Source organism: Flavobacterium notoginsengisoli (assembly GCF_014207905.1).
GTDB lineage: Bacteria > Bacteroidota > Bacteroidia > Flavobacteriales > Flavobacteriaceae > Flavobacterium > Flavobacterium notoginsengisoli_A.
The window spans coordinates 697,151-710,332 of the sequence record NZ_JACHLB010000002.1 but is presented as its reverse complement, the minus strand read 5'-3'; the positions used below and the strand labels follow the sequence as shown (position 1 = coordinate 710,332).

Sequence of the window (13,182 nt, the reverse complement as noted above, 5' to 3'; positions counted from 1 at the left end):
TTTAATTAAGATTCAATTCCTAAAGTTAAAATTGTATTTCCGTTTTCTTTATAAACCTGAATAGAAGATAGCGCTAAATCAGCTAAATCATGCCCCCAAATACCATACTTTCCATTCGTCTGATTTCTATTATACATTTTTCTCTCTTTCATCGGTACGGTTTTTATTGTTGCCGATTTTTCTTCATCTTGGTATAATTTCTGGTATTCTTTGGTTATTTCCTGCACCAATAATTCTCTATTAAATCCTTTTTTCGATTTTAAATCAAACTTATAAATGTTAGTCAAAGGATAATCTATTACTACGGTAATTTTCTCTTCCGCAATGACAATTTCATCTTTATTTATAAGATTTGGAAGTTCATTTTCAGACTTTTCGATATTAACCCAAGGCTGAATTCCATCTTCAAAATCCTTTTTATCTGCTTTTATCTGAAAAGAAATATCTTTCACAAACAAGCCAGATGATTTCGCTTGATTTTGAGCTGCTTTATTTTCTCTATCAATTAGCGTTTTCTCATACTCCTCATCTGAACTTATCGCATTTTGGCTAATCTTATTTTTACAACCGATAAAAAAAGAAACTGCTAGAATTATAACCAAAATTTTAAATTTCATACTCTGATTTACATTTTATTGAAACGTCCTCTACTCTTTCCTCTTTATTCTTTATTCTTTCCTCTTTACTCTATTCTCTACATTCTCTTCTCTCCACACCTAATTCTTCTTCAAAATACTTCCCAATCCGCGTCCAATTTGCTCAATTGCTTCAATTCCTTTTGCTAAAGGTGAAGCTGTAAAATCTTCGTAAGCATCCATGGCACTTTCTTTGCGATCGTCTTGCGGATAAACTAGAATTACATTGCTATCGTCAAATGATTTTTCGAATTTCTGAGGCAGTTTATCAAAAATCGATTGATACGAAACAGAGCCTTTTCTAGAAAGATTGAAAACCACTAAATCTGTTGATTTCATTTCGTCTGAAATAGACTCAAAATCTTCCCAATCTGAAACATTTTTAAAACCAAATTTGGCGTTCAATTTCAAATTATTAGCAATCTGCTGAATAGTTTCGTGCGTTTTATATTCGGCATAAATCACAATCGGAATACTTAATTCTTGTGATAAACGAGTGACTTTTTGTATCAATAAATGAAAACCGATTCCTCTTTCTGAAAATGGCGGACAAACAAAAACCAATCTTTTTTCTTCGATGAAATTCTTTTGAAATCTACAGATAAATAGATTTTTATCGACATTATTGATAATTGAATCTACGTTTTCACCAAAAATTTTATCCAAAAACCCAGTCTTTCTAGGCCATCCAACAATTACGATGTCAGACATAATTTCTTTTGAAGTTCTCGCAATTCCGCTTGCAGGATTATGATCGATTCGCGCAATTGTATTGATTTTTACTTCCGAAGCTGAACCTTGAATTACAAATTTATCGACCGCTTTTTTGTATTTTAAAATATTCTTCTCTGCTTGATTATTATTCGGAACAATCGTTAGCAAAGTCACAGGGTTTGATGATTTTTTATCTTTAATTAAAAGTGCAAAATCCAATAAACTAGCTGCGGCAGAGGTTTTAGCTAGCGGAATCAAAATATGCTCATCTAAAATCTGATCATGTTCTGTATCTTCATGTGAAATCTCTTCTTCGCAAATAGCAATTTTCTTTGCTGCTTTCTCTGTTGCAAAAGAAGCCACAATACAAGTAATCAGAATTAAAATAATAGTTCCGTTTAAGATATTTTCATCTAATATTTTTGCTTTAAAACCAACCAAAATTACGGCAAGAGTTGCGGCAGCGTGCGCACTGCTCAATCCAAAAATAAGCTGTCTTTCGGTTTTGCTATATTTGAAAACTACTTGCGTAAAAAACGCCGCAATCCATTTTCCGAAAATAGCAACAACACTCAAAGTTGCAGCCACAATCAAAGCTGTAGGTCCGCTAAGAATAACACTTACATCAACTAGCATTCCTACGGAAATCAAGAAAAACGGAATAAATAAAGCGTTTCCAATAAATTCTATTCTATTCATTAAAGCTGACGAATGCGGAATTAGCGGATTTAAAGCCAAACCTGCAACGAAAGCTCCAATAATAGGCTCTACTCCTGCTACTTCTGCCAAAAAGGCCGCGAAGAAAACGACAGAAAGTACAAAAATATAATGAGCGTGTTTTTCACTTTCCAGCTTCTTAAAAAACCATTTGGCAATTCTTGGAATAACCAAAAACATAATTGCAGAAAAAATAGCCAAAGAAACCGTCAATTTAATCCAAAACGCCTGATTTAGATTCCCTTGACTGCTTCCCATAATTACGGCAAGAATAATCAGAACGGCTGTATCTGTTAAAATAGTTCCTCCAACAGTAATGGCAACGGCTTGATTTTTTGCAATTCCTAATTTGCTTACAATCGGGTACGCAACCAAAGTGTGCGTAGCAAACATACTTGCAGTTAAAAAGCTGGCATTAAAGTCATATTGCAATAAATAATAACAAACAGGAAATCCAATTGAAAGCGGGAGAATAAAAGTAAAAAAGCCGAACAGAACACTTTTGTTTCTATTGGCTTTAAATTCATTCATATCCAATTCTAGCCCCGCAATAAACATAATGTAAAGAAGTCCGATAGTTGAAAATAAATCAACTGCTGAGTTTTTAGCTAAAATATTTAATCCGTGAGGACCAATGATAACACCTGAAATAATAAGTCCTATAATTCCGGGAATATTAATCTTTTTAAGTAAAATTGGTGAAAGCAGGATAATAAAAAGTATTAACGAAAAAATCAATACTGGATTGCTTAGTGGTAATTCGAATTCTTGTAATAGATGTTTGAAAAATTCTATCATATGGTAACTTTATCTTCTTGTGGCATTATAATTTGTAAAAAGACATTTCAGAATTAAAACAAAATCCAGGAAGTATTAATATTAAAAATCAAGTCTTTTGCGGACTCGTTCCTTTACAAAAATACCGAAAAAAGGTGAACTTTTTACGGAAACTGCATATTAAGGATTTAAATTTATTTTGTTGTCAAATTATTAAAATTTAATATATTTTTTAACAAATACGCAAGATTAACATTCAAAGATGAATATTCATTGCATTATTCAATTATCTTTGTCTTAACAAAAAACAAACAATGGAAGAATGTATCTCTGTTTTTGATATGCTTAAAATTGGCGTTGGCCCTTCAAGTTCACATACTTTGGGACCTTGGCGCGCTGCTGAACGCTTTCTTGAAGAGTTGAAAGAAGAAGCAATTTTAGACGATATTACACGAGTAAAAGTCGATTTATACGGGTCTCTTTCTTTAACTGGAAAAGGACACGCAACCGATCTTGCTGTTATGCTAGGTCTAAGCGGACAAGATCCCGAATATATTCCAGTTGAAGATATTGCGGGAATCATTAAAAAAATTGAAACGAATAACGAAATTAATTTGGGCAACCAAAAAGTGATTCCGTTTTTCTTTCTTCAAGACATTGTTTTCAATAAAGACTTTCTTCCTTTTCATGCTAATGGATTGAAATTTACAGCTTACAAAGCTGACGATTCTGAATATGAATCTACTTTTTATTCTATTGGTGGTGGCTTTGTGGTAAAAGAAGAACGAACCAATGCTAAACAAAAAGAAGCTATAAAGTGTGCTTTTCCATATCCAATTCAAAATGCTGCTGAGTTATTAAACTACACCATTTCTGAAAATAAATCAATTTCTGAAATTGTATATGAAAATGAAATTTCAATGCGTCCTGAAGCCGAAGTGCATTCAGAATTAATGCGTATTTGGAATACGATGCTGGAATGTATGTATATTGGCTGTCATTCGGAAGGAATACTTCCAGGCGGGCTTCATGTGCGTAGAAGAGCTTTCGATATGCATCAAAACTTAATTGGATTATCTAATTATAATGATCCACAAAGTTGGTTGCAAGAAATTAGAAAAACCGAGGTTAAATTTCGTCAAATCCTAAAATGGGTTAGTTGTTTTGCACTTGCAGTGAATGAAGTAAATGCTTCTTTAGGACGAGTTGTAACTGCTCCAACAAACGGAAGTTCTGGAGTAATTCCTGCAGTTTTAATGTATTATATGGTTATTGAAAACCATGATGCTGGCGAGAAAGAAATCAAACAGTTTTTGATGGTTGCTGGCGAAATTGGAAGTATCTTTAAAAAAGGTTCTACTATTTCTGCTGCAATGGGCGGATGTCAGGCAGAAATTGGCGTTTCGTCATCAATGGCCGCTGCCGCACTTTGCGAATTAATGGGCGGAACTCCTGCTCAGGTTCTTATGGCTGCAGAAATTGCAATGGAACATCATTTAGGGCTAACTTGCGATCCAATTGGCGGTTTAGTTCAGATTCCGTGCATTGAAAGAAATACTATGGGAGCTATCAAAGCCATTAATGCCGCAGAATTGGCTTTAGAAACCGATTCTAAAAATGCTAAAGTTCCTTTAGACAAAGTAATTAATACAATGTGGGAAACGGCAAAAGACATGAATTCTAAATACAAAGAAACCTCTGAAGGCGGACTTGCAATTGCCGTAAATATGGCTGATTGTTAAAAAATATTTTTTTGCCGCAGATTAAAGGGATTAAAATGATTTTTCTAATCTGCTGATTTTAGTAGATTTAAAAAAGTCAATTTTTCAATAAAAAAATCTGTAAAAATTCTTTTAATCTGTGGCTAAAAAAACAAACAAACTTCATTAAAAATACCTCATACCTATTCTATTGTAATGGAAGACAGTCAATTTAGATTAGATTTTAAGAAAGGAAAAACATTTTCTGCCGAAATATTCTATTATTGCTGATTCTCATCTTACAATTATTCAATACTTTTACAATATCAAAAACAAAAAAAATGTCAGTAGCAAAGAAAGATTATAAAAGAATCACAACTAAGTCATTAATTGAAATGAAAAGTAATGGAGAAAAAATCTCTATGCTTACAGCTTATGATTATACAATGGCAAAAATCGTTGACACAGCAGGTGTTGATGTTATTTTAGTTGGAGATTCTGCATCAAATGTGATGGCTGGTCACGAAACGACTTTACCAATTACTTTAGATCAAATGATTTATCATGCTTCTTCTGTTGTTCGTGCTGTCGAAAGAGCTTTAGTTGTAGTAGATCTACCTTTTGGAAGTTACCAATCGGATCCTAAAGAAGCTTTACGTTCTTCTATCAGAATCATGAAAGAAAGTGGCGGGCACGCGGTAAAACTAGAAGGCGGAAAAGAAATTAAAGAATCTATTAAAAAAATATTACATGCTGGAATTCCAGTAATGGGCCATTTAGGCTTAACACCTCAATCTATCTACAAATTCGGAACTTACAGTGTTCGCGCAAAAGAAGAAGAAGAGGCTGAAAAACTAATTGAAGACGCTCAAATGTTGGAAAAAATAGGCTGTTTTGCAGTAGTTTTAGAAAAAATTCCAGCAGATTTGGCCAAAAAAGTTGCTGATAGCATTTCGATTCCAGTAATCGGAATTGGTGCCGGAGGCGGTGTTGACGGTCAAGTTTTAGTAATTCACGATATGCTGGGAATGAATAACGAATTCAGTCCGCGTTTTTTACGTCGTTACCTAAATCTTTACGAAGAAATGACTAAAGCTATAAGCCAGTATGCAGCTGATGTAAAGTCTAGCGATTTCCCTAATGAAAAGGAACAATATTAATTTTTTTAAGATGCTAAGATTCTAAGTTGCTAAGGTTCTAAGTTTTTAGGTTCAAAGTGACAAAGTAACAAAGGTTCAAAGATTAAATTGAGAAGATAATTGCCTCCAGCTTTAGCTGGAGGTTTCTTTTTAAACTGCTACATGGCTTTAGCCTAACTTTTTCTATTCAAATTTTAAATAAAAAATGAAAATTCTTTCTAATAAAGATAACTTACAGATATTGCACGAAGACAATCATATAATTGTGATTAACAAGCGTGTTGGTGATATTGTACAAGGAGACAAAACTGGCGATAAACCTCTTTCTGATATTGTGAGAGAGTACATTAAAATAAAATACAATAAGCCTGGCGATGTTTTTTTAGGAGTAATTCATCGTTTAGACAGACCAACAACCGGAATTGTTGTTTTTGCAAGAACTAGTAAAGCTTTATCGCGAATGAACGAACTTTTCAGCAATCGCGAAACTAAAAAGACTTATTGGGCTGTTGTAAAAAATAAACCAAAAGAAGCAAAAGCAAAATTGGTTCATTATCTGAAAAGAAACGAAAAAAACAATACTTCAAAAGCGCATTCAAAAGAAGTTCCAGATAGCAAATTAGCGAGTTTAGATTACACTATAATCAAAGAATTGCAGAATTATACAGCTTTGGAAATCAACTTGCATACAGGTCGTCATCATCAGATTCGTGCACAATTAACTGCAATTGGCTCTCCAATCAAAGGTGATTTAAAATATGGTGCTGATAGAAGCAATCCTGATGGCGGAATTCATCTTCATGCCAGAAAATTGACTTTTGTACATCCAGTTTCGAAAGAAAACATTACGATTATCGCGCCTACTCCAGATGATCCGATTTGGAATGCTGTATGATTTTTATGATTTAATTGTTAATTTTTAAAATTTTATCGATTAACTTGCAGAGAGTAAAAAACAAGCTGATCGAAAAAATGGATTATAAAAGTGACATTGGTTATCGAAAAGAAACACTGAAAAAGTTATTGTACAACATTCAAAAAAGTGAAGATTTAATCATTCAAGCTTTATATGATGACTTTAAAAAACCAGAGTTTGAAGCTGTTGTTACAGAAACTCATTATGTAATTTCAGACCTTAAAAACACCATTAAAAATATAAGCTCTTGGGCAAAATCCAAACGCGTTTTCCCTTCACTTCTTAATTTTCCTTCTAGCGATTATATTTACAAAGAACCTTACGGCGATGTTTTAATTATTGCTCCTTGGAATTATCCTTTTCAATTGGCTTTATGTCCTTTAATAGCTGCCGTCGCAGCTGGAAACAAGGTTAGTTTAAAACCTTCGGAACTCACACCTCACACTTCTGCAATTATTGCAAAAATTATAGAAAAAACGTTTCACATTAATCATGTAGAAGTTTTTGAAGGAGGAATCGAAGTATCAAATAAATTACTGGCACAACGTTGGGATTATATCTTTTTTACCGGCAGTATTGCTGTAGGCAAGATTGTTGCAAAAGCGGCTGCAGAAAATCTGACCCCAATAACTTTAGAACTAGGTGGTAAAAATCCGTGTATTGTAGATGAAACTGCCGATTTAAAATTAGCCGCAAAACGTATTGTCTGGGGAAAATTCATCAATGCTGGTCAAACTTGTATCGCACCCGATTATATCTTGGTTCAGAAAAACATGAAAGTCAATTTTATAAGTTATTTAATTGAAGAAATCATTAAAGCTTATGGAAAAAAAATAGACAAATCTCCCGATTTTGCTAGAATTATAAATATCAAAAACTGGTATCGTTTAACAAATATGATTCATGGCGAGCATATTTTGTTTGGAGGAGAAAGTGATGCTAATAAGCTGTACATTGCTCCAACACTATTGGAAGATCCAGATTTAGATAGTCCAGTTATGAAAGAAGAAATTTTTGGTCCTATTCTTCCAATTCTTACATATGAAAACCAAAATGACATTGAAAACGTCGTTAGCCGTTATGAGAAACCTCTTTCATTTTATATTTTTAGTGAAAATAATTCTTTCGCCAAAAAATTAATTTCGAAGTACTCTTTTGGAGGAGGTTGCATAAACGATACTGTAATTCATTTCTCTAATAAAAGACTACCTTTTGGCGGAGTTGGACACAGCGGAATGGGCGCATATCACGGCCAGCGTAGCTTTGATACTTTTTCTCATCACAAAGCAATCGTAAAAAAAGGAAATTGGATTGATTTACCCATGAGATATGCCCCTTACAAAGATAAACTGGCATCGATAAAACGCATTTTAGACTGGCTTTAAAATAGTTACATTACGGCGGAATGTTTTGTAGATTTTTATACGGATTTGATTTAAAATATTATATTTACGTCAAGATACTTATAAAAGATTACAAGTCTATAAAACAATTTTACGCAAAAAATGAAATCTACACTTGATCAAATTGAGGACATTAAAAAAAATGGCTATTCTCTTGATTTTGCTACGACCTTTGATCACGCCTTCGAAAATTATAAAAAAATAGCCGTTTATTCTGGACTTATCTTTTTAGTCTTTTCAGTCATTGTTGCTATCGCTTACATGGGAACAATTACTGCTATTTTCGGTATAGAAAATATTAAAAAAGATTTCCTTGAAGAATACAGTAAACGAAAATTATCTGGAGAAGAACTTTTAGTTCACTCTATTGGTTTAGCAGTATTGACAGGTTTACTAGCTCCATTTATGGCAGGTTTTTTTAAAATGGCCGATCATGCAGATAGAGACGTAGAGTTTAAAGTATCAACAATTTTCAGTTATTACAAAGCTCCGTATTTTGTTCAATTATTTATAAATGCCTTTATTCCTGCTTTAGTTGGAACAGCTATTTCGGGCATAATTAAAAACATTGACAACACTGCTATCGGAAATACTATTTCTTTTGTAATACCGTATTTTATCTCTTATCTTATGTTTTTATCCATTCCGTTAATTGTATTCGGAAAACTAAAAGGTATAGAGGCTATAAAATCAAGTTTTATTATTGTTACCAAAAATCCGCTTACCATATTTTCTTTTTTCATTTTAGGATTTATCGGCTCTCTTGTCGGTATTATTGGCTGTGGTGTGCTTGTCTTTTTTACCATCGTCTTTAATACTTCAATGATTTATGCAACATATTATGCGATATTTGGAATTAAACAAGAAGATTCAATTGATTCAATTGGAAATTCAAATGTAGATTAAAATCGAAAAATCTCATTTTCGAAGAGACTAACCAACTCTTTTTAAGATTTTTCAAAGGCTTTTTAGTAAACCAACTACCCCAAATTCTATGGCCGTGGACTGTAGTTTTTTCAATTCGGTAATTTCAGGAATTTCCAGTATTGGAAATACCTTAGACGCTATTATGGCAAGTTGGAAACTAATCACTGCAGACATTATATTCTATAATAATCCTAAGCTTATTATTTTAGGATTATCTCTTTTTGCCTTTCTTGCATTACTTATTTATCAGTTTTTTAGAATTAAAGCAAAAATTGGATATTTTATTGAAAAAAAGAAAGAACAAGATACTGTTAGCAAAGAATATCAACTTTATATATTATTCTTTGGAATTGCAGTAATTGTAATCGAAATTATCAATGAAATTTTCAAAATTAGGCCTAAAAGTCTTTTAATTTTAAATGTTTCAATTGGCGTTGGCGTTTTGCTTATTTATGCTGTTACCGATAAAATAAAATGGCTACGAGACAAAATTCAGCAAATCTTTATTTTTTGTTTTTTCATTTACATGAGCTATGTAGGCTCAAATATTATCATACTTCGCAATGATGTTGTTCCGATAATTGTTTTTTTAATTTCTTTTTTCTTTTCTTACAACATCCTCAAACCAATAAAAATCTATTGGCTTTTTGTTGGTTTAGTTTTTACATTTCTAATTCTAACAATAGCTTTTCAGCTCATTCCCATAAAATCTTCTATTTTACTGATTAATTTCTGTATTTTAATTTTCATTATTAACCAAGTAAAATATGCCGTTTTATTAAACAATCGTGACAATTTTAGATTTGCTAATGAAATCGTACACAAAGGAAATTCACTTACCATAGCATCTAATCAGAACGGAGAAATTTTATTTTGCAGTGAAACTATAACCGATATTTTAGGTTATTTGCCAGAAGAAGTTATGGGATTGAAATTTTGGCAATTAACTCAAGACTCTGAATTTACAGCAAAGTTAAATTCTATACAGGATCAAGAAGACAAAATCTACATTCGTAAATTGAAATGTAAAAATGGAGAGTTCAAATACATTCAATGGAAAGACAAAAAATTCTCTGAGGATTTAATTATCAGCATTGGTCAAGACGTTACAGAGCAGATTATTGTTCAAAACCAATATAAAAATCTGATTCAGACAGCAACAGATATTATTTTTGAATTTGATGCTAATGGAAATTTTACTTTTATAAATGAATTTGGTATTTCAATTCTAGGTTATTCAGAAAATGAAATTATTAAAAAACACTATTCTAGCTTTATTCGAGAACAATACGTTAAAAGTGCAGCAGATTTTTATTCCAATTTAGTTATAAATGAAGCTAATAATCCAGTTATAGAAATTCCGATTTTTAAGAAAAATGGAAAAGAAATGTGGATTTCTCAAAAAGTTACTGTTCGCAGAAACGAATTTGGACAATTTGCAGGTTTCTCAGGAATAGCAAGAGACATTACCGAAAAAAAGAACATAGAAAAAGAGAAAAAAAGACGTCTTAAAAAAATTGAAGCCTATAATAATTCGACAAAAAAACTATCTACAACCGATTTTAGCAAATACGACAAACTAAATACCGTAATCGATTTAATTCTAAAAGAAGCAGCTACAATAAGTAGTGTAGACCGTTTAAGTTTCTGGAAATACGACAGCGATTTAATCACATGTCAAAACTTATATAGCCTTGACAATCAAAATCTAAACGATAAAAATATTTTAAACAAAGAATCGTATCCAATTTATTTTGAAACCTTAAGCAACAAAGCTATTATCAATGCACCAGATGTTTTCAACAAATTAGAAACGTCAGAATTTCAAAAATTATACTTTACCCAAAACAACATCAAATCTATGCTAGATGTCCCTATTTTCTTGACAGGGCAATTGGCAGGAGTTGTTTGTTTTGAAAGCACGGAGAAAAAACGAGAATGGGACAATGAAGACATCAATTATGCAAGAACAATCTCAGACGTTATTTCACTTGCCATTTCTTCGCAAATGCGATTAGAAGCTGAAAGAAAATTAGAATTCAAAAGCGATCTTTTATCGGCGCTTTCATTGTGTACCGAAAAATTCTTACTGAGCAAAACTACCGAACAAATGTTTCAGGAAACCTATAACATTATAGGAAGAGCTGCAAAAGTAGATCATATGTATTATTATGAAAAAGATCCGATCTATAATACTGTTTATCAAAAATACAAATGGTCTCGCGAAGGTGTCGCTCATCAGATTACGCCTCTGCGCCATATGACGGAAGAAAATTTGAAAGAGATTTACGATGCTGCGCAACAGAAGAAAATTGTAAACACTTTAACGAGAGAGCTTGGCGAAGGTTTCTTTAAAACCCTCTTAATCAATAACGAAATTCAATCTATCTTAATTCTCCCTCTTTACATAAATGATCTTTTTACTGGTTTCATAGGTTTTGATGATTGTTTTAATGAAAGAAAATGGTCTGAAGACGAAATCAATATTTTTCAGGTTTTAGCCAATAATATTTCTTCTGCTTTAGAAAGAAATCGCAACGAAAGTAAAATACTTGAAAGTGAAGAGAAATTTAAATTAATAGCCAACAATATCCCTGGAACTGTTTATCTATCTAAATTTGATGCTTTTTCTACCAAAATTTTCCTAAATGACGAAGTTTTGAATTTAACTGGATATTCAAAATCAGAATTTATAGAAAACAACCTATCATTTCTTTCTTTAATTCATCATGATGATAAAGAAGAAGTAATCAACAATCAAATTGATAATCTACAGAACGGAATGCCGTTGCATAATGTTTATCGAATTAAAAGAAAAACCGGAGAATATATCTGGATTGAAGAATTTGGAGATGTTATAAAACGAGATGACGAAATTGAATTTGTTGGCGGAATTTACTTCGACATTACCAATAAAAAGGAAATTGAAGATGCCATAAAAGCCAAACAATTAGCAGAAGCAGCCAGCAAATCTAAATCTGATTTCTTAGCCAATATGTCGCACGAAATTAGAACACCTCTTAACGGAATTATTGGTTTCACTCATTTATTAATGAAAACGGAACTGGAAGAAATTCAAGAAAAATATATGACTACGATAAATCAATCGGCGCATTCGCTGCTTGAAATTGTGAATGACATATTAGATTTCTCTAAAATTGAAGCAGGGAAACTGGAACTTTTTATTGATCTTTACGATATCAATAAGGTTTTGGCACAGGTTTTTGACTTAATTGTTTACGAATCAAATCAAAAAAATCTGAGCTTGGAGTTGAACATTGACACTGATGTTCCAAAATTCATCTGGACCGATATTGTCCGAATCAAACAAATCCTGATTAATCTTCTTTCTAATGCTATAAAATTTACAACCGAAGGTTCTATCAAATTAAATGTTTCTGTTCTAGAAAAAAAGAAAAACAATTATCATCTGATTCGTTTTGCTGTAATTGATACCGGAATTGGAATTCTCGAAAAAAACCAAAAGAAAATTTTCAAAGCTTTTTCGCAAGAAGATAGTTCTACAACGAGAAAATTTGGAGGAACAGGTTTAGGATTAACCATTTCAAATCAATTGCTAGCTCTAATGGAAAGCCGACTACAGCTTGAAAGCAAAATAGACGAAGGAAGTACATTCTTTTTTGATTTGAATTTAAAAACAAGCAATCAAAGCATTAACGATAAATACAACACAGAACTAAAAAGTCTAAATATCGAATTAGACTCCGAAAATGCAGAACGCGACGGCAATGCCATTACATTTTTGATTGTAGAAGACAATAAAGTAAATATGCTACTTCTAAAAACAATCATTAAAAACCTCTATAACAATGCTTTTATATACGAATGCGAAAATGGATATGAGGCAATACAAAAGTTTGAACAGATTAGTCCGACCATCATTTTTATGGATATTCAGATGCCAATTATGAACGGTTACGAAACCGCAAAAGCCATTAGAAATAGCCCTAAAGGTCGTGACATACCGATAATTGCAGTGACTGCTGGAACAGAAAAAGAAGAAAGAAACAAATGTATTTCTGCCGGAATGGACGATTATATTTCTAAACCTATTATGAAAGGAATTGTTGAAGAAGCATTAACAAAATGGCTGGGATAATATTTAGTTTTCAGTCACGGTCGCAGTTTTCAGTTTAAAACTTTCAAATACGACTAAATACCAAACATTAATCTTGCAATTGAGAAATTTATCATAAAAAATCTATAAATTCGTACATCCTTTTAGATAATCAG

At 32.2% G+C, this 13,182-nt stretch carries 8 protein-coding genes; 6 read left to right on the top strand and 2 right to left on the bottom strand.

Annotation, left to right across the window (positions count from 1 at the left end; all coding sequences use genetic code 11):
• Window positions 1–5: 5 nt before the first annotated feature.
• Window positions 6–617, bottom strand: a complete 612-nt coding sequence (locus HNP35_RS09950) for a hypothetical protein (protein ID WP_184160914.1) — start codon at window positions 615–617, stop codon at window positions 6–8.
• Window positions 618–716: 99 nt separating this feature from the next.
• Window positions 717–2,864, bottom strand: coding sequence for a cation:proton antiporter (locus HNP35_RS09945; protein ID WP_184160911.1), 2,148 nt, complete (start codon window positions 2,862–2,864; stop codon window positions 717–719).
• A 293-nt stretch (window positions 2,865–3,157) separates the two neighbouring features.
• On the opposite strand from HNP35_RS09945, the gene HNP35_RS09940 reads away from it, so the two are divergent.
• The 6 genes from HNP35_RS09940 (at window position 3,158) to HNP35_RS09915 (ending at window position 13,048) form a co-directional block, all read left to right on the top strand.
• Complete coding sequence (locus HNP35_RS09940; RefSeq protein WP_184160908.1) at window positions 3,158–4,585, top strand: L-serine ammonia-lyase; 1,428 nt, start codon at window positions 3,158–3,160, stop codon at window positions 4,583–4,585.
• Window positions 4,586–4,884: 299 nt separating this feature from the next.
• Window positions 4,885–5,703 carry a 3-methyl-2-oxobutanoate hydroxymethyltransferase gene (panB, locus tag HNP35_RS09935; RefSeq protein ID WP_184160905.1) on the top strand — a complete coding sequence of 273 codons (819 nt, stop codon included), beginning with the start codon at window positions 4,885–4,887 and terminating at the stop codon, window positions 5,701–5,703.
• Window positions 5,704–5,887: 184 nt separating this feature from the next.
• Window positions 5,888–6,577: an RluA family pseudouridine synthase gene (locus HNP35_RS09930; protein WP_184160902.1), complete on the top strand. Its 690-nt coding sequence runs from the start codon at window positions 5,888–5,890 to the stop codon at window positions 6,575–6,577.
• A 77-nt stretch (window positions 6,578–6,654) separates the two neighbouring features.
• Window positions 6,655–7,983 carry an aldehyde dehydrogenase gene (locus HNP35_RS09925; RefSeq protein WP_184160899.1) on the top strand — a complete coding sequence of 443 codons (1,329 nt, stop codon included), beginning with the start codon at window positions 6,655–6,657 and terminating at the stop codon, window positions 7,981–7,983.
• Window positions 7,984–8,103: 120 nt separating this feature from the next.
• Window positions 8,104–8,907 (top strand): hypothetical protein, encoded by an 804-nt coding sequence (locus HNP35_RS09920; RefSeq protein ID WP_184160895.1) that lies wholly within the window; start codon window positions 8,104–8,106, stop codon window positions 8,905–8,907.
• Window positions 8,908–8,995: 88 nt separating this feature from the next.
• Complete coding sequence (locus tag HNP35_RS09915) at window positions 8,996–13,048, top strand: PAS domain S-box protein (RefSeq protein WP_184160892.1); 4,053 nt, start codon at window positions 8,996–8,998, stop codon at window positions 13,046–13,048.
• Window positions 13,049–13,182: the final 134 nt, after the last annotated feature.